At 41.7% G+C, this 26003-nt stretch carries 29 protein-coding genes, 1 tRNA gene and 1 pseudogene; 3 read left to right on the top strand and 28 right to left on the bottom strand.

The window, feature by feature from the left end; all coding sequences use genetic code 11:
• Positions 1-258: 258 nt before the first annotated feature.
• The 16 genes from BM377_RS14350 to BM377_RS14275 form a co-directional block, all read right to left on the bottom strand.
• Positions 259-1197 carry a hypothetical protein gene (locus BM377_RS14350; protein ID WP_092250070.1) on the bottom strand — a complete coding sequence of 313 codons (939 nt, stop codon included), beginning with the start codon at positions 1195-1197 and terminating at the stop codon, positions 259-261.
• Between the two features lie 167 nt (positions 1198-1364).
• Complete coding sequence (locus BM377_RS14345; RefSeq protein ID WP_092250067.1) at positions 1365-2645, bottom strand: hypothetical protein; 1281 nt, start codon at positions 2643-2645, stop codon at positions 1365-1367.
• A complete protein-coding gene (locus tag BM377_RS14340; protein WP_092250064.1) occupies positions 2621-4147 on the bottom strand; it encodes a DUF6056 family protein in 1527 nt (508 codons plus the stop codon). Before BM377_RS14340 ends, BM377_RS14345 begins: the two co-directional genes overlap by 25 nt.
• A gap of 97 nt (positions 4148-4244) precedes the next feature.
• Positions 4245-4871 (bottom strand): RNA polymerase sporulation sigma factor SigH, encoded by a 627-nt coding sequence (gene sigH, locus BM377_RS14335; protein ID WP_092250062.1) that lies wholly within the window; start codon positions 4869-4871, stop codon positions 4245-4247.
• Positions 4872-4874: 3 nt separating this feature from the next.
• Entirely contained in the window at positions 4875-5624 is a 750-nt protein-coding gene (rlmB, locus tag BM377_RS14330) for a 23S rRNA (guanosine(2251)-2'-O)-methyltransferase RlmB (RefSeq protein WP_092250059.1), read from the bottom strand.
• An 82-nt stretch (positions 5625-5706) separates the two neighbouring features.
• Complete coding sequence (locus BM377_RS14325; protein WP_092250057.1) at positions 5707-6141, bottom strand: Mini-ribonuclease 3; 435 nt, start codon at positions 6139-6141, stop codon at positions 5707-5709.
• Entirely contained in the window at positions 6126-7547 is a 1422-nt protein-coding gene (cysS, locus tag BM377_RS14320) for a cysteine--tRNA ligase (RefSeq protein ID WP_092250054.1), read from the bottom strand. Before cysS ends, BM377_RS14325 begins: the two co-directional genes overlap by 16 nt.
• A 48-nt stretch (positions 7548-7595) precedes the next feature.
• Positions 7596-8147 (bottom strand): 2-C-methyl-D-erythritol 2,4-cyclodiphosphate synthase, encoded by a 552-nt coding sequence (ispF, locus tag BM377_RS14315; RefSeq protein ID WP_092250051.1) that lies wholly within the window; start codon positions 8145-8147, stop codon positions 7596-7598.
• A gap of 59 nt (positions 8148-8206) precedes the next feature.
• Positions 8207-8512: an AzlD domain-containing protein gene (locus BM377_RS14310; protein WP_092250048.1), complete on the bottom strand. Its 306-nt coding sequence runs from the start codon at positions 8510-8512 to the stop codon at positions 8207-8209.
• The gene (locus BM377_RS14305) at positions 8505-9221 is read right to left on the bottom strand and encodes an AzlC family ABC transporter permease (RefSeq protein WP_092250045.1); all 717 of its coding nucleotides are present in this window, start codon (positions 9219-9221) and stop codon (positions 8505-8507) included. The genes BM377_RS14310 and BM377_RS14305 overlap by 8 nt, the downstream gene beginning before the upstream one ends.
• Positions 9222-9249: 28 nt before the next feature.
• Entirely contained in the window at positions 9250-10443 is a 1194-nt protein-coding gene (locus tag BM377_RS14300; protein WP_177223903.1) for an alanine--tRNA ligase-related protein, read from the bottom strand.
• A 73-nt stretch (positions 10444-10516) separates the two neighbouring features.
• Positions 10517-11035, bottom strand: coding sequence for a CarD family transcriptional regulator (locus BM377_RS14295; RefSeq protein ID WP_092250039.1), 519 nt, complete (start codon positions 11033-11035; stop codon positions 10517-10519).
• Between the two features lie 109 nt (positions 11036-11144).
• Positions 11145-11708 carry a GNAT family N-acetyltransferase gene (locus BM377_RS14290; RefSeq protein WP_092250036.1) on the bottom strand — a complete coding sequence of 188 codons (564 nt, stop codon included), beginning with the start codon at positions 11706-11708 and terminating at the stop codon, positions 11145-11147.
• 1 nt (position 11709) lies between these two features.
• On the bottom strand, positions 11710-12147 hold the full coding sequence (locus tag BM377_RS14285) for a hypothetical protein (protein ID WP_092250033.1): 438 nt from the start codon (positions 12145-12147) through the stop codon (positions 11710-11712).
• Entirely contained in the window at positions 12144-14045 is a 1902-nt protein-coding gene (locus tag BM377_RS14280) for an EAL domain-containing protein (RefSeq protein ID WP_092250029.1), read from the bottom strand. The genes BM377_RS14285 and BM377_RS14280 overlap by 4 nt, the downstream gene beginning before the upstream one ends.
• Positions 14046-14116: 71 nt before the next feature.
• Complete coding sequence (locus tag BM377_RS14275; RefSeq protein WP_092250026.1) at positions 14117-15427, bottom strand: alpha-amylase family glycosyl hydrolase; 1311 nt, start codon at positions 15425-15427, stop codon at positions 14117-14119.
• Between the two features lie 234 nt (positions 15428-15661).
• Between BM377_RS14275 and BM377_RS14270 the strand changes: the two genes are divergently transcribed.
• From BM377_RS14270 to BM377_RS14260, 3 genes are all read left to right on the top strand, one after another.
• A tRNA-Met gene (locus BM377_RS14270) sits at positions 15662-15735 on the top strand.
• A gap of 100 nt (positions 15736-15835) precedes the next feature.
• Positions 15836-16336: a nucleotidyltransferase family protein gene (locus BM377_RS14265; protein ID WP_177223902.1), complete on the top strand. Its 501-nt coding sequence runs from the start codon at positions 15836-15838 to the stop codon at positions 16334-16336.
• The gene (locus BM377_RS14260; RefSeq protein ID WP_092250020.1) at positions 16317-16541 is read left to right on the top strand and encodes a DUF6718 family protein; all 225 of its coding nucleotides are present in this window, start codon (positions 16317-16319) and stop codon (positions 16539-16541) included. The genes BM377_RS14265 and BM377_RS14260 overlap by 20 nt, the downstream gene beginning before the upstream one ends.
• 248 nt (positions 16542-16789) lie before the next feature.
• Here the strand turns inward: BM377_RS14260 and BM377_RS14255 are convergent, their stop codons facing one another.
• The 12 genes and pseudogenes from BM377_RS14255 to BM377_RS14200 all read right to left on the bottom strand — a co-directional run.
• Positions 16790-17083, bottom strand: a complete 294-nt coding sequence (locus BM377_RS14255) for a hypothetical protein (RefSeq protein ID WP_092250017.1) — start codon at positions 17081-17083, stop codon at positions 16790-16792.
• Between the two features lie 44 nt (positions 17084-17127).
• Complete coding sequence (locus tag BM377_RS14250; protein ID WP_092250014.1) at positions 17128-18480, bottom strand: MATE family efflux transporter; 1353 nt, start codon at positions 18478-18480, stop codon at positions 17128-17130.
• 196 nt (positions 18481-18676) lie between these two features.
• On the bottom strand, positions 18677-20446 hold the full coding sequence (gene argS / locus BM377_RS14245; RefSeq protein ID WP_092250011.1) for an arginine--tRNA ligase: 1770 nt from the start codon (positions 20444-20446) through the stop codon (positions 18677-18679).
• Positions 20447-20541: 95 nt separating this feature from the next.
• The gene (locus tag BM377_RS14240) at positions 20542-21165 is read right to left on the bottom strand and encodes a hypothetical protein (RefSeq protein ID WP_092250007.1); all 624 of its coding nucleotides are present in this window, start codon (positions 21163-21165) and stop codon (positions 20542-20544) included.
• A gap of 46 nt (positions 21166-21211) precedes the next feature.
• Entirely contained in the window at positions 21212-21538 is a 327-nt protein-coding gene (locus BM377_RS14235; protein ID WP_092250004.1) for a hypothetical protein, read from the bottom strand.
• Between the two features lie 2 nt (positions 21539-21540).
• On the bottom strand, positions 21541-22266 hold the full coding sequence (locus BM377_RS14230; RefSeq protein WP_092250001.1) for an epoxyqueuosine reductase QueH: 726 nt from the start codon (positions 22264-22266) through the stop codon (positions 21541-21543).
• Positions 22259-23665: a shikimate dehydrogenase gene (gene aroE, locus BM377_RS14225; protein ID WP_092249998.1), complete on the bottom strand. Its 1407-nt coding sequence runs from the start codon at positions 23663-23665 to the stop codon at positions 22259-22261. Before aroE ends, BM377_RS14230 begins: the two co-directional genes overlap by 8 nt.
• A gap of 115 nt (positions 23666-23780) precedes the next feature.
• Positions 23781-24155 carry a hypothetical protein gene (locus BM377_RS14220; RefSeq protein WP_092249995.1) on the bottom strand — a complete coding sequence of 125 codons (375 nt, stop codon included), beginning with the start codon at positions 24153-24155 and terminating at the stop codon, positions 23781-23783.
• Between the two features lie 90 nt (positions 24156-24245).
• On the bottom strand, positions 24246-24533 hold the full coding sequence (locus tag BM377_RS14215; protein WP_092249992.1) for a hypothetical protein: 288 nt from the start codon (positions 24531-24533) through the stop codon (positions 24246-24248).
• A 44-nt stretch (positions 24534-24577) separates the two neighbouring features.
• Positions 24578-25072, bottom strand: coding sequence for an ankyrin repeat domain-containing protein (locus tag BM377_RS14210; protein ID WP_092249989.1), 495 nt, complete (start codon positions 25070-25072; stop codon positions 24578-24580).
• 31 nt (positions 25073-25103) lie between these two features.
• Positions 25104-25361, bottom strand: coding sequence for a hypothetical protein (locus BM377_RS14205; protein WP_092249986.1), 258 nt, complete (start codon positions 25359-25361; stop codon positions 25104-25106).
• A 63-nt stretch (positions 25362-25424) separates the two neighbouring features.
• Positions 25425-25682, bottom strand: a pseudogene (locus tag BM377_RS14200) (transposase domain-containing protein); the annotation flags it as partial.
• Between the last annotated feature and the right edge of the window lie 321 nt (positions 25683-26003).

Raw genomic sequence — 26003 nt, 5'->3', positions numbered from 1 at the left:
ATGGTCCGAGACATTACCAGATAACTGCCGTAAACCACGCCGCAAATAAACCTGCGGCGTTTATTTTACAGATAGGCGGATTATTTGACGCTTACCCTTATGTTAAGGGAATTATAACATATTCGTATGAAAATGCAACAAAAAAGTGCACCTGCAAGATCTTTTTGCAATAAGCAAAAGTCTCACAGGCGCACAGATTAAAGTCACTAACTATCTATATTGATTAAAGCAGTCCTACATTAATTATTTTTAATACAATTAGTTAAATGCTGTATACTGTCTTGCTGTAATTGTAATAGTTGGATCGCCGCCATATCTTCTATTATTTACAAATGTCACTGTATTACCGGATATTTTCAAATCTACAACTCCTGCCATAGCACTATCCTGATTCACAGCAACACTAACCACAGAATCTATTCTGGATAAATTATTGAAAGTCAGTGTTTTGGTTTTATCCATATATACTGTAACAGTTTGCTCTTTATAGGTCCTAGCTTTTACCTCTTTGGCTTTCGCATTTTTGCCTTCATTAATCCAATTATTTTTCTCAGCGCTAATTGCTGAATCATAACCTGTTTTTATCCATTTATCTTTTTCTTTTGCGATAGCTTCATTATATCCTTCTGTCTTGCCCTCTTCTCTTCCTGCATCAAAACCTTCTTTACGGGCTGCTTCATATATAGCTGACACGTCTATTGTTACGCCATCATAGTAGCCACTCTCAAGTGTATATGAATCGTTACTGTCAAGAGTGATATCAACAGTTCCCATGTACTTTATGTCGTTAATCTTATCAACAACTTCTTCAAATGAAGCATCTGATGATATGTTATTCTGAGCATATACATTGCTGTTCAAAGCACTTATAATATTGCTCTTATACTTAGATAATGATGACTTAAGCGAATTAAAGCTGCTCATAATACTTGAGAGCAAATCATCAAGAGTATCTATTCCATCTGATATAGTTGATATATCATCTGAAAGCTCATCATCCGAATTATTCTCATTAAGTGTATCAACCTGGTCGCCAAGAGTATCAATTTCATCAGACATAGTCGTGATATCTTCAGAATTGACAAACTCGTCAAGTTCTTCTGCATATACATTTGTTGAGAATAATAATGACATAGCCATTACCGTTCCTACTAGTTTCAATACATTTCGGTTAATAACAATATTTCTTTTTTTCATACGTCTTATTCTTCCTGTCTTTAATTTTGAAAAATGTTGATTAGCGAAACTATAAAACCACCTTGATGAAACACTTAAGATTCATGTCTATGGAAGCCCCCAAAATACAATTCGCATACCTCCTCCTTTCCCCACAATGATGTGCAGTTTTTTATCCAAAAAGCAGATTATTCTACTTTTTCAGATGTTTTAGTTTCTATACCGCTTCCAACCAAAGGAATGCTCAGAAACGCAAAAATGGTAATACCCCAATTTCTATATACCAATCTAGGATGTATATAGCTATGATTAGCTGTAAATATAAACCATACTATTGGCATTATTGCAATACAAAAAAGCGCTATAGTAACAGAATTAATCCGTAAAGTCTTATAATACTTAGCAAAAAGATAAATAGTAACACATAAAAACATTATTAAATACGGCCATTTAAAAAATGTGCTATCTATTAATCTAATAACCGTTCCTATTCTTGTTATTGTTTCTCCATCTACCATAGTGGATGTCCTGGATTCAATGTTAAACAAAGCATCAAACAGAATATTCTCACGGCTTATTAGCGTCCCCAATATCCACTTTACCCCCCACATCCCGACATATCCAGTACTCCAATATAGGCCATATTTCAATACACTACTGACTTGTATTTTTAACTTTCCAACGTTCTTTATAACCCAAAATATCAGTGGAATTCCAAGAGTAACCAAAGGATATGTCAAAAAATCCAGATATGAAATAATTATACCCAATCCAACAAAAAACATCCACGGATCTTGCCAGTCTTTATGTAGCACTATTATGCTTCCTATTATAGAAACATAAAAACATGCTGCATATTGAAGGCTAACACCTATAGTAGCCGGGTTCCAGATAATAAGCATAGGTATAAATGCAAATATATATTTTTCCAAATTTCTTTTTATAAACAAAAAGAACAAAACACAAATAAGTATCAATTGTACAGCCTGATTTATTATTTTAAAATCCGAGTAATCAAATACACAAAAAAGAGGTTTTAATACAGCCAAGTATCCATGCCAATATCTTGGATAATTAACAATATGTGCTCCTGAAATATCGTCCTTATTCAAAAACGCCTTCAAAGATAACACCTGTGTTTCCCCCTCATGGAAAACATAGCGTGGAACCATCACTGCACCATTTATCGGTGATTCTTCCGGAAACAAAGCCTCACTAAGAATTACAGCATCTGTTTCATTATCTAAAATACTTTCTGTATAGTCCTCTGCATAATTATATTCCGCCCCCTGAAGAAGCAATATATCTCCGCCCACACTTATATTTGAGGCAATTCTAGATGTCGGAAGACGATACGCCGCCATCAGCAAAAGCTGGCCTATTGCTCCACTCATAACTATTAATAAAAGACTTGCTATTATTTTTTTTAATACTGAACTATTTTTCATTTTTGGTATAATTCTATCCATTCCTCTCTAGATATAGATCTACAACTCTTTTTTCCATAATAAGCTGCTGTCATGGTATTAACAATATTTTCAGGGTCTTCCGTTATCGGCATATGCATTAGCGGTCCTTGATCGTAATTAATCATTGGAACAACAACATCATCGACGCCAACTTCTGTCATCAACCGTCTCTGCAATTTCATCTGTTCCAGATAATCATCCGCTTGACCACTTAAATAATATTTCATGCACACATAATCTGTATATTCCTTAACGCCATGTCTTCCAACATATGCTATCACCATAATTAAGATAGCAACAATTACATAACTAATAACAGCCCTCTTCTTATTTGTTCCAATAAATATCTCTTTTCCTATTATCCATCCTTCAACATATATGGTACAGGCAATCACACATACCATAAACACCTCAAAATTGAAGTTAAAATATCCGGAAGAAACACTATTGCCTGCGTAAAGCCTCGGCGCATACATTGCAGCATTTATAAAAATGGATATCACTAAGAATAAAAATGGATGAGAAAATCTATGTTTAAACACGTTATTATCTTCATTTTTCAAATCCACCAACGGCTTTTTTACTAAGATACCAACTAATATCACCGCTATTATGATAAACGATTTTTCAGCGATGAAAAATTCCGTTGCATCTGATACAGAATATGTAATACTTTTTATTATGGTTAAAAAAATGCCGCCCGATGGTATAGCTCCCTCACTGATATCTGCAGCACTTCTAACCGCATTTCCGGGAGCAATCATACTTACAACAAGTCCTACTAATTCAAATATAAATGGCACAAGCAACAGCCAATTTCTTGAATCCCGATGTTTGTCTATCACTATCTCTTTTAGAAATAATACAATCAAAACAATTGGTAGTAGCAAAGCCGCCGGATATGTTGCTCCGCCCAATAAAGCTGCAATAAATGTCAAACCAATGATATCTTTAATCTTATGATCTGTCAGAAATTTATCGCCTTCAACAATACCAATAAGCACCATACACATTGGCATAGCATAATGAACACATCCAACCCACCAGAAGAATGCCGATTTCTGCGATGGCACAAGTTGAAACATGAACATAAGAAAAAGTAATGTCACTTCTATCCAACACATATATGGCAAATTCCATCTTCTTTTTAAAAAATGATGCCCAAAAACACCAAAGGAAACTATCTGCATTATAAGAAATATATACGGAACTAACATATATCCTTTATCTGAAAATACTTCCGGATGCAAACAAAAAACAAAACAATCAAACCAGGTTCCTTGCCAAGAAAACCATGTTGAAACAACGGTTTTCACCGCTGCAATAATAGCTTCCCATACAGATCCGGTATTGAGAAACACCTGATGCGACAGTGCCCCATAGTTATAGTCATCTCCGCTTGCAAAGTCATACTTCGCCATAACAAATATAGGAATTAATGAACATATACAAAAAATTGTTAGTAATAATAACCGTCCGTTTCTTCTAAAAAATCTATCCATCACATTCTCCATAAGTATTCACCTAAATACTCAGATTCTTTATTTTTAATCTTCATACTTTTTTATCCATCCTATATTTTTCAAAATCATCTAAATCCTACTTTTTAAGATGTTTTTTCAACTTGGATTTTATACGCTGCATGGCGTTGTCGGTTGATTTCTCGTCGCGGCCGAGTACGGCAGAAACTTCTTTAACGCTCATACCTGTTATATATAAGTCAAGGACCTGGCGTTCAAGGTCGCTGAGATCGCGCTCGATGGCTTTTTCAAGATCTTCGAGATTCTCTCTTTCGATGACCTGCTCTTCCGGAATTGAGCTTGAATCGGACTCAAGGACGTCTTCGAGAGCGACCTCGCTGTCGGTAGAGCTGTCCTTATTCTCGGCGTAGAGCGATATATAGCTGTTTAGAGGTGCATGCTTTTTACGAGCCGAAGCCTTGATTGCCGAATACATCTGTCTTGAGATGCACAGATCGGCGAAAGTGGCGAAGCTGGCGTCTCTTCCGATGTCATAGTCCCTGATAGCCTTAAAAAGACCTATCATCCCCTCCTGGATAAGGTCGTCCCTGTCGGCGCCGAGGATATACATAGAAGCAGCCTTTTTGCGGACAAGGTTCTTATATTTGTCCATAATAAAATCCATGATGCCGGATTCTGCGTCCCCAGCATCATGGAACTTCACTATCAGCTGTTCATCACTCTGTCCGTCGTAGTTATTTTTCATAGCTCACCCAAGTCTCTGCCTTACTATTTCAAACGCCAAAACTCCGCATGCTACCGAAGCATTAAGCGAATCAATATCACCCTTCATTGGAATGGATGCTATCATATCGCAGTTTTCTTTAACAAGTCTTGAAACGCCGCTTCCTTCGTTTCCTATAACCAGACCAATGGAACCCTTAAGATTGAGGTCATACATTCTGGTTCCGCCCATATCCGCGCAAACAAACCACATCCCTCTATCCTTAAGCTCTTCGATCGTCTTAACTATATTGGTAACCTTGGCTACCGGTGTATAGTTGATCGCACCTGCCGAAGCCTTGGCAACAGTTGCCGTAAGTCCTACAGCTCTGTGCTTGGGAATAATAACTCCGTGAGCACCTGCAAGATTGGCAGTTCTGATAATAGCTCCAAGATTGTGTGGATCCTCGATGTTATCAAGAATAATGATAAAAGGATCTTCATTTTTGGCTGCCGCTCTTTCAAAAATATCTTCTATCTCAGCATACTCATAAGCTGCGGCATATGCTATAACTCCCTGATGCTTACCTGTCTCGGAAAGCTGGTCGAGCCTTTCCTTTTTTACAAAATTAACCAGCGTATCCTTGTGCTTTTTGGCTTCTCTAAGGATAGTCTGTACAGGTCCATCCTTACAACCTTCAAGTACAAAGAGTCTGTCTATAGTTTTACCTGATCTAAAAGCCTCAAGAACAGCATTTCTGCCCTCTATCAGCCTGCTCTGAATCTGTTCTTCCATTTCAATTCCTCATATCATAAATAAAATGATATATATTATCCCTTGGCACCTGCAAAAACTACTTAAGTCATGCGCAGGCTCCTTATATATCAAGTGACAGCTTCTCAATTCCCATCTCTATCAGCTCGCATATCCTGTCCATATTGTCCGTAAGATAAAGGTAACCGATAACCGCCTCAAAGCCCGTTGCATCAAGATAATCCATAGTCGTTGCATTCTTGGCCTTGGTATGCGGCTTGGAATTACGACCTCTTCTGTAAACGTCAGCTTCTTCCTCGGTAAGATCATCCATGAGAGCCTTAACAAACGCAGCCTGTGTGCCGGCTTTTACAATATCGCTTGCTCTTTTATGGAGCTTGTTGACGGCTGTGTTGCCTTTGTTTACAAGTATCGACCTGATAATGACATCAAAGACCGCATCACCGATATAAGCAAGTGTAAGAGGCGAATAAGTCCTGATATCCTTACTTTCTATTCCGAATTTAGCATTCAAATAATCATTTAAATGATCTGCCATTTTACTCCCTCACGAGTATCCTTGATCTCAACTCCTTTTTGAAGAAGCTCATCGCGGATAGCGTCAGCGGTTGCAAAGTCTTTTGCCTTCTTGGCCTGTGCTCTTCTCTCAATAGCATCGAGTACATAAGCTTCAAGCTCGGGATCAACCTCTTTTTCCTCCTTGGATGCAGCTGCATGTCCGAGAAGATCAAGAGAAAGAACCTTATCAAAGCTCTTTACAAGATAGAGCTTTGTGGCATCGTTAGTATCAGCCTTAAGAACATCATAGAGAAGCGTGATGGCCATTGATGTGTTGAGATCGTCGGAAACGGCGTTTCTGAAATCATCCTCAAACTTCTTTACAACTGCCTCATCAACACTGCCTTCTTCCTTAAGGTCTGCAATCTTCTTAATAAGCTTATTAAATGCTCCCGTCACGTTATCAAGCGCCTCATAAGAGAATTCGAGAGGCTTACGATAATGAGACTGTAAGCAGAAAAATCTGTAAACAAGCGGATCGTATCCTTTTTCCTTGAGCACTGAAACTGTAAGTACCGCGCCCTTGGATTTGGACATCTTACCTGACTTATCATTTAAGTGATTGCTGTGGAACCAGTATTTGCACCACTCGTGTCCGAGGAAGCTCTCAGACTGTGCGATCTCATTGGTATGATGAGGGAAAATATTGTCAACACCGCCGCAGTGGATATCGATATATTCTCCGAGGTGCTTCATGGAAATGCATGAGCACTCAATGTGCCAGCCGGGATAACCGACGCCCCAAGGGCTGTCCCACTTAAGCGCCTGCTCCTCAAACTTGGACTTTGTAAACCAAAGAACAAAGTCTGTCTTATTCTTTTTATTGGTATCCTCTTCAACATCGTCACGAACACCGACCTGAAGCTGTTCCTTCTCGATATCGGATGAGAAAACATAGTAATCATCAAGCTTGCTGGTATCAAAATACACATTTCCGCCCGCTTCATAGGCATAGCCCTTCTTTAAAAGAACCTCTACCATGTTGATGAACTCGGGAATGCAGTTGGTCGCAGGCTCAACAACGTCGGGGCGCTTGTTTCCTACAGCATCAAAATCCTTGAAGAAAGCATCCGTATAATACTTGGCGATCTCCATAACGCTCTTGTGCTCTCTTTTAGCACCCGCAAGCATCTTATCTTCGCCCGTGTCCGCATCGGATGAAAGATGTCCCACATCAGTGATGTTCATGACACGCTTAACATCGTAGCCCGCATACATAAGCGACTTGATAAGTACGTCCTGCATGATATAAGTACGGATATTACCGATATGCGCGTAGTGATAAACGGTAGGTCCGCAGGTATACATTGTGACCTTGCCCTCTTCTCTGGGCACAAAATCCTGAACCGTTCTTGTAAGTGTATTGTAAAACTTAAATGCTGCCATTTTATCTACATCTCCTTGATAAAAGAATAATTGTCAAAGTCTCATTCATCACTGCTCACAACCGCCGCAACAGCTTTTGCCTTTTGCTTCTCCCGTATTAAAGGTAACATTGGTCGTATGAAGCTCAATAGGACTTGTCAAAAGACATATCGCCTGCGAAGAGATTCCCTCTCCGCTTCCGGTAAATCCAAGACCTTCCTCGGTCGTAGCCTTGACATTGATCTGCGAAAGCTCAATTCCAAGTGCCTCCGCGATGTTCTCTCTCATCTTATCGATATGAGGTCTCATCTTGGGAGCCTGTGCAATTATTGTAGCATCGATATTCTCTATAAGATAGTGGTTCTCGTCAAGCATCTTCCCAACTTCTCTAAGAAGTGCCACAGAATCGGCACCTTTATATTTGGGATCCGTATCCGGGAAATGCTTTCCTATATCTCCCAGAGCCGCCGCGCCAAGTAGCGCGTCCATTATCGCGTGTAAAAGAACGTCTGCGTCCGAATGACCAAGAAGTCCTTTTTCGTAAGGTATATTAACACCGCCGATTATAAGGTCTCTGCCCTCAACAAGGCGATGCACGTCATAACCCATTCCTATATGCATCTTTTTCCTCCAAAAAACTAATATCCTCCCTAAAGGTGTGATATATTTAAAATCATTTGTTATCTAATAAACAGCTCTACTATGAAGGCTGCCGCACACGCGCAGCTTGCAACTGTCAAAAGACTCTTCTTATTAAACGCAAGGACCATGGCAACCGCAAATCCTACAACAGAAGACATCCAATAATCTGTTGCGGACAAAATAGCCGGAAAAGTCATTGCCGCCAAAGTTGCGTAAGGCACGTAATACAGAAACGACTTGATAAACTTACTCTTTATCTCTTTTCTTATAAGAGTAAGAGGAAGCGCTCTGATCGCGTAAGTCACAACCGCCATAACAAGGATGTATGCGTATACTTTACTCATCTTCATCCTCCTTAATCGGCGCGATCACGGATGCTGCCGCCGCTACTGCCACTGTTACTATTATAATCCTAAATCCCGATGAAATGTGATTAACTATCGGTGCATAAGTAAAAAGTGTAGAAAGAGCCATCGCTGACGCAACTACAGCCATTACAGCACTGCTTTTCCTCGTATCGGGAACAATGATTGCAATAAACATACCATATATTGCAAGCCCCAGGCAACTGATAAGTCTGTGAGGCATTATCTGCCCCGCCATAGCGCCAAGGAGCGTTCCGAGAACCCATCCGAATACCGATATAAAAATAAGTCCATAGGAATACATGGGATATAGCTTGCCCTTTTTAAGTACACTGACTCCGAAGATCTCATCGGTAACACCGTATGAAATCCCCAGTCTGTAGGGCATCGGAAGCTCGGGATCAAGCTTCTGCGAAAGAGCTGCCGACATAAGCATATATCTTAGATTGATAATAAACTGAAGAACTATAAGCTCGATAAAGCTTCCCTGCGCCGCGATTATCGAAAGCGCCGAAAACTGACCGGCACTCGTCACATTAAGAAGCGACGTCATCATCGACTGAAAAGGCGTCATTCCGATCTTGGAACTCTCAATTCCAAACGCAAAAGAAACCGCTATATAGCCAAGACAGATAGGAATCGCATCTCTGCATCCGTCCCTGAAATCACTAATTTTTCCAACTTCCATTTTTTCATATCCTCAAAGATTGATAATCTTATTTACCGCATTTTTCGATTACTTCCGAAATATCTACGCTGCCGATGCTCCCCTGTATCATCGCGCCGCTTCCGCCGCCCTTGGCGTCAAATTCCGATTTAAGCATATCCATCAAAGTTTTGCAGTCTTTTTTATCCGTACCCGATGCGATGATAAATCTGTAACCGCCATCATCACCCGCGAACACTCCGCAATAGCCCGAATGCTCGGCGGATAGCCTATTTACCGTATTTCGCATAAGATTCTGATCAAACTCTTTCTCTTTTACCAAAAAGACATCGGAAAGTCCCTTGTCTATAGAATCAAGCTCATATTCCATAAGCTTGTCATTTGCCGCATTAAGCTTGTTTTTCAGACTGTCATTGTCCTCGTATAGCTTGTTTACCGAAGTGATAACCTTATCCGCTGACGTTGTGAATCTATTCGACAGTTCTGTTACCATATCATGCTCTTTTCCCAGGAACAAAAGAGCTCTCTTACCGCACAGGATGCTGACTCTGACGCCCTTTTTGTAATTCTGAAGACCGACAACCTTAAGTAATCCGATCTCGCCCGTATGTTCAACGTGAGGCGCGCAACAAGCACAAACATCGTAACCTTCAACGGTAACGATCCTGACATCGCCCGTCAGCTCTTTCTTGCTGCGATAGTCCATCTTATCAAGCCTGTCTTTATCGGGGAACTCCGCGATGACTCGTACATTCTCCCAGATGGCTCCGTTGACCTCAAGCTCTATCCCTTTTATATCTTCCGGTGTCAAAACACCGTTATAATCCATCGTAACTTCGGAATCGCTTAGGTGAAAACCCACATTGTCATATCCGAACTTCCTCGAAACAATCCCCGAAAAAATATGCTCACCCGTGTGCTGCTGCATATTGTTAAATCTATGCTCCCAGTCTACACTTCCGTGAACTCTGCTTCCGACAGAGACCTCTCCGTCCGTAATGTGTCTTATTACAGTCTCGCCGTCCTCCTCGGAAATCGACACGTGAAGCACATCCACTGTACTTCCGTTATCATCAAGAAGCACTCCCAGGTCAGAACTCTGTCCGCCCTGCTCAGGGAAAAACGCCGTCCTATCGAGGATCACCTCAAATCGGCCATTCTCGTTACCGACACACGCGATAACTTCCGCATCAAACTCCGTTATATATGCACTTTCATAATAAAGCTCAGTCGTTTTATTCATAGCAATAAACATTTTATCATATAAGCCACATTTTCGCTTGCGATTTTCTCTCATATGAAAAAGAGACTGCGTATTACGCAGTCTCAAGGTTTAGATGTGAAAGTTCGGTTATAACTCTGTCCTTAATGATATCTTTTTCAGTCTTAAGTGCAAAAGCCATTTCGGTATAAAGAAGCTTTTCAGCGATATTCAAGTATTTTTCATTAAGAGCGGCAAACTTCTTACCCTCGGATTCACGAATTGCCTTAATCTTGTGAAGCGACTTCACAAGCCTCATCATCTCATCGGCAATGTTTCTTTTGATAATTGCGGCAATCTCAGGCTCAGCCTTCTTGCCCTCCGGAAGCTCAATCTCTTCCACTTCTTCAATGTCTACGATAAGTTCTTCGGCATCATCAGCGCTCATTACATCGCGGACCTTATCGTCAGCCCCATCAACAGGAACATAGATAACACTGCCCGCATCGACAGCAGAGACCATCATGTAATACTGCTTCTCATTTCCCCTCTCAAGAAACGACGGTACAAGTACTTCACGTACTTTGCACAAACCATGGTTACCGTAAATTACGCACTCTCCTACATTTAACATATTGTTCCTCCTTTTTCAAAAAACAATCTGCTATCCGTATTGAAAGCGCTTTCACCAAAGAACAAAAAAATTTTGCTCGCTTTTTTCTCGCGAGAACGAGTTCATTATATCATAATTTCGTATTTTTTGTAAGCTCCCAATCCAATTTTGTGAGCACATTTACAAGCTCGCATCTAACCTCGCCAAGCAGCTTTACTTCGCACCTTTTATTGACGTGACTTAGCTTAAAACCCAGCTTTTCCTGCACTCTCTTCGATTGCTCATTTCCGAAAAAATAAGCACAGTAAATCTTCTCAAGCCCTATATCTAAAAAGCCGTGTCTTATCATTTCCTCAGCAGCCTCTGTCGCAATTCCGTTACTCCAAAACGGGTATCCGACCCAATAACCAAGCTCCGCTTCATTGTCTTTTGTCGCATTGTTGCTTCCGTCCGAAAACGTAAGCCCTATGCTTCCGATAGGCTCGTTATTTCCGCCTTTAAAGCAGATAGCATAGACCTCATCCTTACTAAGCACCGTCCTTATTATAGCAAGGCTGTATTTCTCGCTCTCATGAACAGGCCAACCCGCAGCCGGCCCCACTCTTTTGTCCTTTGCATATTTAAAGAGGACTGAAGCATCATCTTCAGTCCATCTCCTTAATATCAATCTGTCCGTCTCAAGTATCATACTCATATCACACGCTCGTATAGCTAAATCCTGTCTTTTTTTCAAATGCATCAAAAGATTTTTTAAAAAGAGTCATATACGCACTCTCTTTATGAGCGGCTTCCGCCGTAAGATAAAAAATAACCTTGCCGCTCTTAATGTCAAACTCAATGTCATGCTGCGGATCGAGTGCATCTATGTCCTTAAAAGAAATACCGTATTTTTCTCTGCAAAAATCATCCCTGTTCTCAAGATTCATCGCAAACTCAATGATCTTGCCCTTAAACTTAAGCATCGCATCAAGCTGCTCAAGCATTATCTGATGCACGACATTAAATGCGTTTATCTCATAGCCTACAAGACGCATGTCGGAGATGATCCTTTCAAAATTCGCGCTGGTATTTATAAACGGATCAACCTTGTCCTCACCACAGCCAAACACCGCATCGTACAATCCTTCGTTCATTGCGCTCTCCTTTCATTTGCCTTGAGAAACTCTATGAAATCAGCTTCATTTACAGGTCTTGAATAGTAAAAGCCTTGCAAATACTCAACTCCGTTATCTATAAGCGCCTTGGCCTGCTCCAGGGTCTCAACACCCTCCGCCAATATGTGAAGCCCGTAATCCTTAAGGAAGTTTATCGTATGCTTGAGCATCCTGAGATTCTCCGGCTTTTTGCTGTCAAGGCACTGCCATACAAACTCTTTATCAAGCTTAACGATGAGGTAATCCATCTTAAGAAGCTCCAAAAGATTGGAATATCCCGATCCGAAGTCGTCCATAGAGAACGTACTTCCTCTTTCTTTGAGCTTTTTGACATTCTCTTTAAATACCTCATCATTGTTGATATAAGAGGTCTCCGTGATCTCGAAGTTAATAAACTCAGGAGGAATGTTATATTTTTCCATCTTACAGATCAGCCTGTCATGCGTCTTTATATCAACCGCTTCATTGCCAGACAGATTTACTTCTATAGTCTTTATGCCGTATTCGGATATCTTTTCCCTGGTGATAAAAGAGCAAACCTTCTCAAATACAAGATCGTCCATCTCTATGATAAGTCCGCACTTCTCTGCGATAGGAACGAATTCTTCCGGAGAAATATACTCTTCTCCCTCCGGCCTGATCAGCCTTACAAGCGCTTCCGCAGATGAAAAAGATCCGTCTTTTACATTTAAAATAGGCTGGTAATAAACCTCAAATTTCTTATTCTTTATTGCATCTCTGACCACGTCCTCAATGCTGTTTCTGTAGATCATCTTATCAATTATCTTTTGATCGACAACAAGATTCGGCGAAGACTGCGTATGCACATATTCTCCCGAAACGAAATTCAGAACCTGCATCGTCTTATCAAGCTCTTTTACGCACCTCGGAATATCGAGTACGGAAAAGATCATCTTGTAGTTTCCAAGATCCCCCTTGTAATTATTGATGAGATTCATAAACGTCTCGACATTGGTTCTTTTCTTGGTGATAAAGCTAAGCGTGTTCCAATCAGAAAGATATCCGCTGATACCGATCTTTTTTGAAGCCATGCTTGCAACGGCACCTTGAATCGTGAAAAGATCATGCGTATCCGTTCCGGTAAACACCTTGGTCTTTCCGGTAAAAATAACAGACATTATGTAAAAAGGCCGCTCATAGCCGAAGTATTCGGCGAGCATTGATATAAACGAATCCTTGTTTCTTACATTCGGAATATTCTTTTCATAAAACTCTTTTGGATTTTCCAGAGAGATAAAAAGAATCAGCGCCATCACCATTACGGCAAGCGAAAAGATCTGGACGCCCTTGGTATAGAATTGGAAGATCGCTATGCAGGCCCATATAAAAAGACCTATCTCGATCGCCGCGAACTCGTCTTTTCTCATCCTTCCCCTATAGATAAACGCGACGATAAGAGCAACTGCGATATACGCAAAGCCCGTGGCATAAGCATATGTGATCGCAGATCCGATGCTGTAATAGTACCCAGGCGCAGTCCTTGAATAAGAGATCTCGCCCATTATAACAACACCGATCGCAATTAAAAGGGGAATAGCCATGATTGCCATGTAGATGAACATGCGGCGATACCTATAGCAGATCTTGGAACACAGATATGCGCACACGACAAAAACAGTGATAAGAAGCGTTATGATATAGAAATTCTGAGATAACCTTCTTAGCACGGCATAGACCTTATGAAGGTAGATGAATACTGTACATTCAAATATCTCACAGAGCACATTTACAAAAGCGGTTATAAGGAAAAATAGATATATTCGCGAAGAAATAAGCTCCGGCATGTTCCTTCTAAGGTACATGCATATCAGTATTCCAAGTACCAAAATTGCAATAAGTGGTGTACGTATTTCCATAAACTAATTATATTATACTTTCTGCACGTCAACAACAGAAATCAAGGTTTCAAATAAGACCAAAGGCTATGTTACTGCAGCTTTGAAATGATATAGGCAGTGTAAGGAGAAAGCTCCAATCCTCCGCCGAAATCAATCTCTTTTCCGCTGATAAGATCAACGCCCTTTCCTGCTCTTGCATCAAAATTCGCATGAAAAGATCCTTCGTCTGCGTTTATGACAACGAGTGCCCTGTCGCCCTCGCACTCCCTTTCAAATATGCACTGTCTGTTGGTCAAAAGAAGTGACTTAAAGCCGCCGTAGTTAAGCGCTTTCGATTCGTTTTTTGCCTTGCACAAAGATGCTATTGTGTCCGTAAGCTCGGTCCACTGCGGTTTCTCAAAGCACGGGCGAAGTGCCGGGTCACCTTCAGATTTATCGGCTTTCTCTCCCCACTCGCTTCCGTAGTAAACCGTGGGTATTCCCGGCATTCCGAACATTATAGTATAGATCAGCTTAAGGTGCTCGGGTCTGTTCAGTATCGATGCGATCCTGCTGACATCGTGGTTGTCGACAAAGCTTATCAGATGTCTTCCCTTATAAAGTGTCCAGTTTTCAGGTCCGAACTGGCGCAAAAGAGAATGAATGATCTCGAACAGATTCATGCTGTTAAGCGCAGAAAACATGCCCTTGTAGCACTCGTAATTCGTTGCGCTGTGGCACAGTTCATCGCTCATTATCCTATTGTAATCTCCGCCTATCATCTCTCCCGTAAGGAAAAAGTCCTGTTTAAGACTGTCCGTCTCTCGGCGAAGTCTTTTTATAAACTCTGTATCAAGGCAGTAGGCCACATCGAGCCTCAGTCCGTCTATATCAAATTCCTCGATCCAGCTCTTTACGCTGTCTATCAGGTAATCTGTAACCGCGGGATTTTTTAGATTAAACTTTACAAGGTCGTAATTACCCTCCCAACCTTCGTACCAAAGGCCGTCGTTGTAATTGCTGTTCCCGTCAAAGTTTATATTGAACCAGTCTTTGTACGGAGAGTCCCATCTTTTTTCAAGGACATCTTGAAAGCCAAAGAAACCGCGGCCCGCGTGATTAAACACACCGTCTAAGATTATGCGGATGCCCTCTTTATGAAGCGCCTTGCAGACCTTGGCAAAGTCCTCATTCGTTCCGAGCCTTATATCAATCTTGTGATAGTCCCTTGTATTGTAGCCATGCGTATCCGATTCAAATATTGGATTAAAAAGAACAGCTCCCACTCCGAGCTTTTTAAGATGCGGAATCCAGTCGATCACCTTGAGTATTCTGTGCTCGAGTTTTCCGTCGTTTTCAAACGGCGCTCCGCAAAAACCCAGCGTATAAATCTGGTAAAAAGAAGTCTCATAAGCCCACATATTTTAGCCCCCTCATATGGTAGATTTACTTCCAAACGTGTATATAAAATATTATATACCGATTTCTGTCTTTTTTTCCAAATTCCTTGTTGACAACAGTGCCCCTGCTGAGTTATATTATCTAAGTCGGCTGTGACATGCAGCTTAAGTAATCATCAGACTCAGTCCTATTGAGTCGTGATGTACTACTTAGTTCTTTCGAGCAAATGCGAGAACAGAACTTCATTTTTTTGAGGCGAGATAGCTCAGTTGGCTAGAGCACGCGGTTCATACCCGCGGTGTCGAGGGTTCGAATCCCCCTCTCGCTACTACGTAAAAAACGGAATCCAGTTAATGACTGGGTTCTTTTTTTGTATTTGCCTTGATAAGAGTTTAAAGCGCAATCTTCACCATTTCGATAAAGACGCTTTGTTAATAGATGTGGATGAAGCCATAAGCTTTTTAGATAATCAGGGTGAACTACTTGAAAATATCGCTATCGACTATAGGATAAAGTCAGAACAATCAGCTCATCATAAATATGACCGCTACTTTCCCGATATGTTGGCGGAAAAAGTCTTTAATGATTTATTAGGATTCAGATCATTATGTGATTCATATTCTGATATACTTGCACTTTCAAGCGAGAATCACTTCAGAGTCGCCGACATGACAAAAGGCAAGGCTAATGGCGACGGATATAGAGGTGTTCATGTTTATTTTCAGATAGACCACTTCCATTATCCTATAGAAATACAGTACAATACATATTACGACAGACAATTAAACAACTGGCTACATTCCTTCCTGTATAAAAAGGGATACGATAACAGTATAGGAAAAAGAATGCGTCAGGAGTATGAACTTGGAAAAATAAAATCCGATATAGATTTTGAGGAGGTACTAAAAAATGTGCTATCTGGTTGCTAAAGATATAAACAAACGCGGCTGTGTAGCGTTTAAGACAAAACACGGTCCCGCACTTGTATCATTAAAAAAAGAACTGATTGCTCAGGTCGGGCTCGACAGAATACAGCTTGTTACAATCAGCAGACCTTCCGCTTATGGCGAATATGAGCCTTACAGTTTTGTAAAGACTGAAGAGGAAATGAAAGAAGCAGTGCTTCATATGTGAAGAAAAGCAGGGATTTTGAATTCTCTGCTTTTCCTTTAATTGATTATTTTTTTACAAAAACCATTGATAATGAGGCTTATTACAAATGGATATGATAATTAAAAGTAGACAATGTTTTCTTCTCGGAATACTGTTTATCTCATTAAGCATATTTTTCATCTACCAAGCAATATCGATGATTTCAGTCCCTTTTTAACAAACAATAAGCCGCAAGAAATGCATTAGTCATGCAATCTTGCGGCTTATTTTTATCCCTGCAGCCCTGCGGACTGTCTTACCATATCTTCTACTACAATGTCGTAGATCTCTCCGACTGTGTTGCAGTATTCAAGTACCTTCCAAGGATAGTTTGTGTGGAAGTGGATCTTGATAAGATCCTCATCGCCTGCGACTATTAGGCTGTTTCCCTCAAAGTGCTCTGTGATGTAATCCGTTATCGCATCCTCATCAAGGTCCTCATCTCTTCTGTCAATAAGAAGCTGTGTATCATAGCGATACGCAAGTGCGTCCTCCTCGGGATCGATGTTAACAAAGTCTGCCATTTCTTTTTCCTCCAAAATAATATATTTGCCAAGTATCCTACCTTTTAAATAACTTTATGTATCCACTTCTTACTTATAAAGCGGATGGTAAATATGATCGCGCGAAGTCCCCAATCGCTGAACATACCGATCCAAACACCCATAGCGCCGATATGTGCTACACGAATTAGGTAAGTCGCAAGTGTAACCCTGCAAAGCCACATGGTAAGTGTTGACACAAGCATTGAGAACTTAACGTCCCCCGCTGCTCTCATACCGTAAGCGGTTATAAATGAAGGTGCCCACAAAATAGGCTTAAATATCGTAACCCAGCCCATCATATAAAGGCACTGCCTTGCGCTCTCGGCGGGCATTCCCGCAAGAGTTGTAACAGGACGAGCTATCGCATAAGCTATAAGGCAGCTTACAATTATGGCAATGTAGCCCCACTTTATCATCTTCTTGGTATAGTAGATTGCCTCATCTTTTTGTCCGGCGCCGAGGCACTGTCCGACTATTGTCATAAGGCCAATTCCTACTCCGACTCCCGCAACGCCGTTGACGTTCTCAAGGATAACCGTCATAGACTGCGCCGCTATCGCTATTGTTCCTAGCGTTGAAACGGATGACTGTATCGCAAGTCTTCCAAACTGGAACATCGAATTTTCTATTCCGTTGGGCACGCCCATCGCAAGTATCTTCTTGATACTGTGTCTGTGAGGACGTATCTTCAGATAGTCTTTTACCGAGATCTCATTCTTGTCGCTTCTAAGAAGGATCAAAAGAACTACCGCATTAAATATTCTGGATACAAGTGTTGAAGTCGCCGCACCGGCAACTCCCATATTAAATACATAAATTAGTGTCGCATTTCCCGCAACGTTAAGTAAGTTGGAAATAATAGCGATATTCATGGGAAGTCTTGTATTGGACTGCGATCTGAATATAGCGCTACCTGCCGCCGCAAGCGCAACAAACGGATACGACAATATGGTCAAAAGAAAATAAATCTGCGATGCTCTCATGACATCAGCCTCAACCTCACCAAATATAAGGCTTAAAAGGCCGTTTCTGAAAATAAGACCAAGAATTGTCATAAAAAGCGAGATTGAGAGCGAAACAAGGAGAACCTGTCTTGCCGAGTCATTGGCTTTTTTGAGGTTTCTCTGACCGATATAGTTGGAGCAGATGATGACACCGCCTGTCGCCATGGCATTAAAAGCCTGCACGACAAGCAAGTTTACCGCATCAACAAGAGACACTCCGGAAAGAGCTGCCGGACCGACGGTACTAACCATCATTGAGTCCGCCATACCCATAAGGGAGGTCAGGAATTGTTCCGCTATAATAGGAATCAGCAACAGGAGTAACTGCCTGTTGCTGAACATATGATTAGATTCTTTAACCTGATTTTTCATATTTTCTTCCTATAATTGTTCGCGATAAGGACGGATTGCTTCGCACTTCGTGCTCTCGCAATCCTACGTACATTCGGAAATCGACCTGCTCTCTACGTTCGCATGTCTTTTTTCCTCATGTACGTTCAGTCCTTTCATAAACACAGTTTTTATCGTGCAAGCACAAAAAACTGTGTTTACTCATGACTTTTATCGCTCACATCCTTTCGGGCGCACTAAATCCAAGTAAATCGATTCCTGTTTCGAGAACTTTAAGTGTTATTGAAAGGAGGGCGATATAGCTGCTCTTCTTATCTTCGTCAGCTTCCGAGAGGATCTTGGTTCCGTGATAGAAGCTGTTAAATGCATTACTGAGCTCATAGATATAAGCACAAACTCTGTTGGGAGAAAGATCCTTGGCAGCGCTCTCAATGGCATCCGCAAATCTTGTGATGATGAGCATAAGGCTCTTCATTGCGTCGCTGTCGGGATTGCCGAGCTTAGCGTCCTTGACGCTTCCGCCCTCGTTCTCGTACTTCTTAAGGATCGACTTGATACGAACCATTGTGTAAAGAATGTACGGGCCTGTATCTCCCTCAAATGAAGTGAATTTATCTATATCAAAAATATAATCCTTGGAAGGCTGGTTGGAAAGATCGCCGTACTTGATCGCTGAAACCGCAACCTTGTGAGCTGTATCTTTTGCCTCCTCATCAGAGATATCGGGATTACCCTCTTTGATCCTGCCGAGCATCTTCTCATCGATCTCTGCGATAAGATTCTCAAGACGCATTACGCCGCCTTCTCTTGTCTTGAAAGGCTTGCCGTCAGCACCGTTCATAGTACCGAAGCCTACGAAATGAAGCTCGGTCTCGGGCATAACAAGCTTGGTCTTTCTTGCGCAGCGGAACACCTGTGTAAAGTAGAGTTCCTGTCTCTTATCAACGACATAGATGATTCCCTCGGGATGATTTTCATCCATACGCTGTCTGATAGTTGCAAGATCTGTTGTATTGTACAAAGAAGCTCCGTCTGACTTAAGGATCATGCAAGGCGGGATCTCTTTTGTATCTGTCTCCTCAGCAACGTCAACTACAAGAGCACCCTGGCTCTCATGCGCATAGCCCTTGGTCTTCATGTACTCAACCATATCCGGGATCGCAACGTGAGCGTCTGACTCACCTTTCCAGAGGTCAAAAGAAACTCCGAGTTTGCTGTAGTTCTTCTTAAGGTCTTCAACAGACACATTCAGGATGTGGTGCCAAAGAGCTCTGTAAGGCTTGTATCCGTCCTGCAAAAGCTTGGTCGCTTCCATTGCCTCAGCCTTGTAAGCCTCATCCTCTTTGGACTTCTTGCTGGCTGCGGGATAGATCTCCTCAAGCTCAGATACGGTGAAAGGTGCTTCCTTGGGATACGCACCTGTATAATCGGGATCAAAGTAGCAAAGATCGGGCTTTCTCTCCTTGAGACCTGTGATAACAAGTCCCATCTGAAGTCCCCAGTCTCCGAGATGCACATCGCCGATAACCTTGTTACCCGTATAGCGGAGGATTCTCTTGATACTCTCTCCGATAACGGCTGAACGAAGGTGACCTACGTGAAGAGGCTTAGCAACGTTGGGTCCGCCGTAATCAATGATGTATGTAGGCTCGTGGCCGGGCATTGTTACACCCATGTGCTTTTCGTGAAGCATCTTAACTATATAGCTTCTTGCGAAATCTCCGCTTACTATGATATTAAGGAATCCGGGCTTAACGGACTCAACCTTTTCAAACATCTCGTTGCCTGCAAGATTCGCAGCAACATCATCAGCGATCATGAAAGGAGCCTTGCCGTACTTCTTGGCACCTGCCATCGCTCCGTTACACTGATACTCGCAAAGGTCGGGTCTGTTGGAAATGGTCACTCTTCCGAGTTCCCTGTCATATCCTGCCTTTTCAAATGCGTCTCCGACTTCCTTTGAAATAATCTCTAATACTTTATCCAAATCAAAACCTTCTTTCTAAAAGCTTTTTCTTTTCATAAATAGACTACACGATTTTATCAAAATCTTTTATCTCCTGCAACGTCAAAACATTGCTGTTACAAAAACAGAGCAACAAATCTGACCAGCACGACAAATATTGCAATCTCACCGATGTAAACCCATTGCAGAACCTTGCCGAATTTATTGTATTTGTACTTAACCCTCGTAATTATCAGTAGGATATACGGTACAAAAACAAGAGCGAAAATCATTAGCAAAATTACCACAGCAGATTGGAGTGGATTAAGGTTGTCAGATAAAAAATATAAAAAAGAATCCAGTATGCTATCATCAGCAAGAAGTGCAGCAAAAATCACTCTAAAGGTCAACCAAAGGCCCAAAGAAATGATGCATAGCCAAAGTGCACTCTTACTCATATTGTCTTTGATCTTTTTCTGCGCCACATACTGTGCTTTTTCGGGTGTCCATATGCCGTTTGCCCGCATTGCCTTAGGCACCATAGGCGGTACCATGCCGGGGCGAATCGCCTGTCCTGCCTGCGGCATCGGTCCCATCTGTCCTCCGTATCCCGCCGGCGGTATCATATTCTGTTGTCTTTTCGCATATTCTTCCTGTGTAAGCTTAAGCTCAAGCACCGGATCAAGCTGCGCCTGGCTTAGATCCTCAGTAGCAAGCATCGGCTCGCCCGTTATTGGATCGTGTTTTATTTCTTTCCCCATTTTAAACTCCTAAAGCCAATATAATTAACTACCTGACGGCACTTTATCAGCTCCACCATGTAAAAAGACCGATTATGATCACAACTATCGCCGTGACCTCAATCATATATATACACGCAAGCACCTTCCCAAATTTATTGTCCGGATGTACCTTGCGTACCACAATGACAAATATATATGCCACTATCATAAATAACAAAATTGAAAAAATAATCCCGCTGTCATCATGATAAAATCCATCATCAAACGGATTGAGAACAATAGGCGCTTTCAGCCAATAATATATTGTAACTTTAGATAATATCCAGCATCCCAAAGAAAAAATACAAAACCAGAATCCTTCGGTGTTTTTCTTATCTCTAACGCTCTCCATTGTTACTCCCCTTTATTCTCTGCTTTCGCCCTTTCTCGTTCGACCTTGGAAAAGCCGCAGCCACAGTAGTCCTGTCTGTATAAGCCGAACCTGCATGAAAGCTCTATCGACCGTTTATAGCCGTCTTTCTTTTTGAAATCTGACGGTAAAAAAGATATCTCTTTTCCGGACAGATCACCGGCCGCAATCTTCTCGTTTACATACTTAGCAGCCTCTTCACCGACTTCATTCAAAACATCGGCGTTCTTAAGAGGGCTTATAGTCAGCGAAGTCGTGAAATACTCAAACCCATTCAAAGCCGCAGTTTCCGCGGTCTTTCGAAGTCGAAGCTCAAAACACTTCCTGCACCTAGCGCCGCCCTCGGGGATATCCTCGTATCCCTTCACTGCTTCAAAGTACTCCTTGGGATCGTACTCACCCTCGATGATGTCGATTTTTCTGGCATGCTCATCGGAGTGCATTCCTTCAAAGTTCTTTTCCTCAACCTGACGATTGTACTCCTCTATCAGTCTCTTTTCCTCATCAACTCTCTTGTGATATTCCTTATCCTCAGTGATGTTCGGGTTGTAAAAAAAGACCGTCACATCAAAGTACTGTCGGAGGAACTCAAGACAATGAGAAGAGCAAGGCGCACAGCACACATGTAAAAGAAGCTTTGGCACCACGCCGTTTTTTTGAAACTCATCTATTTTATTTTCCAGTTCTTTGTAATAATTTCTTTTATTCAATGCCAAGACTTCCTATAATCTCACTAACAATCTCTTTTGGAGTCTTTCCATCGGTGTCGATAATGATATCAGCTGCTTCCTCATAGAAACCGCCGCGATCTTCCTGCATCTTCTTTATCTTGGAAAGCGGATCGTCGCCGCGAAGAAGCGGGCGTGAAGTATCATCTTTTATCCTGTTATATACTTCCTCGGGACTGGTCTTAAGGTAAATGACTTTACCGCATTTCTTAAGAAGCTCACGGTTCTCGGCTCTCACGGGAAGGCCGCCGCCAAGGGAGATAACCGTCTCTCTTACGTGCTCATCAACAAGCATCTTGATAAGATCGGTCTCCATATCTCTGAAAGCCTGCTCACCTTGAACGTCAAAGATCTCGGAAATTGAGCAGCCCTCAGCCTCCGAAATTGCTTCGTCGGTATCGATAAGCTCAAGGTCAAGTTCCTCTGAAAGAAGCTCTGACACTGTAGTCTTGCCGCTTCCCATAAAGCCTTCGAGAATGATATTGGTCGCTCCCATAACGTCCATGACAAGCGACTTATAGATTACATCAGCCTCTTCCTTGCTGATCTTGATATTATCCTCCTCAAACCAAAGCTCAAAAGCATCGATTCCCTGGTAAAGAAGCATCTTAAGCCCGGAAAATGTCTTTGCTCCCGCAGCTTTTGCCAGCTTCATAAACTTAGTCTCAAGCGGCTTATAAACAACATCAAGCGCCGCATGCACATGCTTGTAGAACTCCTCATCCTCGATAACCGCACTATTAACATCGGGGAAAAGACCTACCGACGTGCACTGGATGGCAAAAAAGCTGTCTTCTTTAGCTAAAAGCTCTTTATAAGCATCAAGTGGCATAGGAATAACCTTATCTCCAAGGTCTTCGTCGAGGGCTTCATTTACCTCTTTTGCCACATTCTCAGCTTTCTCGTAAGTTCTGTTAAGAACGTAGACTATCTTTGCACCCTTTGTTGCGCACAGATATGCAACAGGTCTTGCAACGCCGCCGGCTCCGAGAATTACGACAGTCTGTCCGTCAAGAACTATACCCTCGTCCTGCATGGCATGGTAAAGTCCCGTCATATCTGTGTTGTAGCCCTTAAAACCACCCTCGCATCTAACAAGAGTGTTGACCGCGCCGATACCCTCCGCAAGAGGATCTATCTCCACAAGATGATCGATTACATCGCTCTTGTACGGAACCGTCACGTTAAGGCCCTTTATACCGAGCGCATTTGCGCCTCTTACGGCATTTTTCACGCCGCCCTTCGGAACTTCAAAGGGAACGTAAACAACGTTAATGCCCTTCATCTGCGCTATTGAATTGTGTATAAGCGGTGACATTGTGTGATGTACCGGATTTCCGATAAGCCCGCAAGTCAGCGTATTTCCGTCTGTATAATTCATAAACTTCCTCCGAAGTAAATCTCTTTAGTCCTTGATAAATTGTACATTTAAATCCCCGCACAATCAAGCGGGCGCAAAAAAAGAGGCCCTACAATAGAGCCTCCTTGAATTCGTATTATCCAAGTTTTAGAACGACACCGTCGTCCGAGCTGGTGATGATGTTGCCGGTCTTTCCGGAGAGATCTTTTCCTACGAAGTACTGATACTCTTGAAGGATAGAATCCTTCTGCATTCCGGAAATGGCGCGCTTCATGTCTTCGGATGCAAGTCCGCCGTAAGTCATGTAGGAAGAATCCGCGGTGCCTTCACCGATCGATAACGATACGCTTTCTCCGAATATATCTTCACGTATAGGCTTGGGGCCTTCAAACGGTCCCTGCTGTGCCTCCCTGGGCTGCGCCTCCGCCCCCTTTGTGTCGGGACTTATCTTGGAGGGAATACTATACGCATCATACTTAACGCCAAATCCATTTATCTGATTATATGCCATAAATACTTCCTCCTTTCCGAAAATTTGGTTTTACATAATATATATCGGCGCAAATAAACAAAAATTAAAGATAAATCTATTAAAAATCTACTAACTATATAATTTTTCTTGTTTTACCCAGTCTTCATGTCCACTATTCCTATAAGCTATATATCCCAAAGGTAAATCAGCAATTTGATTAACAGTCGGATCGATACTGACCATTTCGTATAATGAAATAATCATTGCGTCCTCTTCTTTCACCTCTTCACCTTCAAGAAACTCCCACATTCCATCATCTTCATCATGCGACACTAACATTATACTTTTTTCTTTACTAACAATGTTTTTTGTAGTAATTACCATCGTGTTTTTGTCATCAATAAATTCGTATTTCATATTATTCTTCAAGCCACACTACTATATATGATTTTATTGTATATTTACATTCTCTCTTTAAGATAATTTGCTATCTCAGTTCGGCCATACAGCTTGGCGTAATCATAGGCATTTACATTATCATAATCACCTATTCCATAGCATGGTGTGAGATCTATTCCTTTTTCTACCAAGAATTTGACCACATCAAAATGATCATTATATATAGCTGCAATCAAAGGATTTCTTGCAAAAGTGCTTACATCTAAGATAGCGCCGTTATCATATAGAAATTCAACCATATCTAAATGCCCCTTGAAAGCCGCAACAGTCAAAGCCGCACCATCCCTAGCGCCTCCCTTTTTATTCACGTCAATTCCACGTTCAATCAAATATCTAGCGGCGTCAATCAGTCCTTTATTTGCAGCGTCATGCAAAAATGTACCAAAAGGTGTTACTTCGTCTAAAATTCCCTGATTCTCATCAATGAGTATTTTCATTTGATCGAGGTCATTACTTTTGATTGCTTTTCTTAATGCTATAAGTATTTCTTTTTCCATTTTTTATAGCTCCTAAATAAACTATATTTTCTTATCTGCTACTTGCTATAGCCCCCATTTCTTCAAGGAAATCTGCTATATCATCGTAATCTGCTGCACATTCAGCTCTTTCAACTAACCCCTCAACAACTTCTCTTAATGGCTCAACGCTGTGCTGCCCTGGGATGCCATTGGGCGCCCATGTTAACACTTCCTCGGCAAGAATCGGGTCAATTCCGTATTCTCTTAAGATAGCCTGCCCTTGTTTTACAAGTTCTTGCGTAAGCGTCTCATAAACGACACATTGCAATCGGATATATATTCTATTATAATGCCTTTTCTATACTTCAACAGTAAAAAAGTACCTTACGAATCAGTTATCGCTCGGTACTTTTATATATTCAGGGAGTTCTTTTGACCATGGGAGAAGTGTATCAATATAAGCATCTGTCAGCGCTTTTCCTGGCATTTCTTCCAAAAGATATTTTATGTATTCAAAGGGATTCAGTCCGTTATTCATTGCTGATTGCACAATACTGTAAAGGATACAGCTTGCGTCAGCTCCTGCGGGCGTATTGGAAAATAACCAGTTCTTGCGGCCTATGACAAACGGTTTCACTGCTCTCTCAGCAGCTTATGCGAATATTCGCATAAGCTGCTTTATCCGAAGGAATTACTTATCTGCATTTAACGCTTGAAAGGTCCGAAATTACTGCATTTGCGATAAAAAGATGCGCATAATGCTCATCTTCGGATTATAATGACGTCACCAAAAGACTTGTTTGTAAAGGAGGTGACGTTGCTATGGCAAGACCAAGAGACACGCGTTTTTATGAGATTCCACTACCAGATGAGATTCCCAAATCTCAAAAGTGGCTAATCAGTTACCACGAGAACTGCAGGCGGCTGGTTGGATACATGGAGCAACAAGGTGCTGGGCAGACAGCGTACT

This window comes from Butyrivibrio sp. INlla21, from assembly GCF_900116875.1.
Taxonomy (GTDB): domain Bacteria; phylum Bacillota; class Clostridia; order Lachnospirales; family Lachnospiraceae; genus Butyrivibrio.
This window is presented reverse-complemented; position numbering and strand designations above follow the sequence as displayed.

Bases quoted from the DNA above. Each gene is read 5' to 3' on its own strand.
- rlmB (WP_092250059.1), bottom strand. From the start codon at position 5,624: ATGGAAGAACAGATTCAGAGCAGGCTGATAGAGGGCAGAAATGCTGTT.
- cysS (WP_092250054.1), bottom strand. From the start codon at position 7,547: ATGGCAGCATTTAAGTTTTACAATACACTTACAAGAACGGTTCAGGAT.
- BM377_RS14310 (WP_092250048.1), bottom strand. From the start codon at position 8,512: ATGAGTAAAGTATACGCATACATCCTTGTTATGGCGGTTGTGACTTAC.
- BM377_RS14210 (WP_092249989.1), bottom strand. From the start codon at position 25,072: ATGGAAAAAGAAATACTTATAGCATTAAGAAAAGCAATCAAAAGTAAT.
- BM377_RS14255 (WP_092250017.1), bottom strand. From the start codon at position 17,083: ATGGCAGACTTTGTTAACATCGATCCCGAGGAGGACGCACTTGCGTAT.
- BM377_RS14260 (WP_092250020.1), top strand. From the start codon at position 16,317: ATGTGCTATCTGGTTGCTAAAGATATAAACAAACGCGGCTGTGTAGCG.
- BM377_RS14275 (WP_092250026.1), bottom strand. From the start codon at position 15,427: ATGTGGGCTTATGAGACTTCTTTTTACCAGATTTATACGCTGGGTTTT.
- BM377_RS14345 (WP_092250067.1), bottom strand. From the start codon at position 2,645: ATGGATAGAATTATACCAAAAATGAAAAATAGTTCAGTATTAAAAAAA.
- BM377_RS14350 (WP_092250070.1), bottom strand. From the start codon at position 1,197: ATGAAAAAAAGAAATATTGTTATTAACCGAAATGTATTGAAACTAGTA.
- BM377_RS14325 (WP_092250057.1), bottom strand. From the start codon at position 6,141: ATGGCAGATCATTTAAATGATTATTTGAATGCTAAATTCGGAATAGAA.
- BM377_RS14295 (WP_092250039.1), bottom strand. From the start codon at position 11,035: ATGTTAAATGTAGGAGAGTGCGTAATTTACGGTAACCATGGTTTGTGC.
- BM377_RS14340 (WP_092250064.1), bottom strand. From the start codon at position 4,147: ATGGATAGATTTTTTAGAAGAAACGGACGGTTATTATTACTAACAATT.
- BM377_RS14220 (WP_092249995.1), bottom strand. From the start codon at position 24,155: ATGGCATATAATCAGATAAATGGATTTGGCGTTAAGTATGATGCGTAT.
- BM377_RS14300 (WP_177223903.1), bottom strand. From the start codon at position 10,443: ATGAATAAAACGACTGAGCTTTATTATGAAAGTGCATATATAACGGAG.
- BM377_RS14250 (WP_092250014.1), bottom strand. From the start codon at position 18,480: ATGAAAAATCAGGTTAAAGAATCTAATCATATGTTCAGCAACAGGCAG.
- ispF (WP_092250051.1), bottom strand. From the start codon at position 8,147: ATGCATATAGGAATGGGTTATGACGTGCATCGCCTTGTTGAGGGCAGA.
- BM377_RS14285 (WP_092250033.1), bottom strand. From the start codon at position 12,147: ATGAACGAAGGATTGTACGATGCGGTGTTTGGCTGTGGTGAGGACAAG.
- sigH (WP_092250062.1), bottom strand. From the start codon at position 4,871: ATGAAAAATAACTACGACGGACAGAGTGATGAACAGCTGATAGTGAAG.
- BM377_RS14280 (WP_092250029.1), bottom strand. From the start codon at position 14,045: ATGGAAATACGTACACCACTTATTGCAATTTTGGTACTTGGAATACTG.
- aroE (WP_092249998.1), bottom strand. From the start codon at position 23,665: ATGAATTATACAGACGGAAATACGCTGACTTGCGGGCTTATCGGAAAT.
- BM377_RS14240 (WP_092250007.1), bottom strand. From the start codon at position 21,165: ATGGGGAAAGAAATAAAACACGATCCAATAACGGGCGAGCCGATGCTT.
- BM377_RS14290 (WP_092250036.1), bottom strand. From the start codon at position 11,708: ATGAGTATGATACTTGAGACGGACAGATTGATATTAAGGAGATGGACT.
- BM377_RS14305 (WP_092250045.1), bottom strand. From the start codon at position 9,221: ATGGAAGTTGGAAAAATTAGTGATTTCAGGGACGGATGCAGAGATGCG.
- BM377_RS14235 (WP_092250004.1), bottom strand. From the start codon at position 21,538: ATGGAGAGCGTTAGAGATAAGAAAAACACCGAAGGATTCTGGTTTTGT.
- BM377_RS14215 (WP_092249992.1), bottom strand. From the start codon at position 24,533: ATGAAATACGAATTTATTGATGACAAAAACACGATGGTAATTACTACA.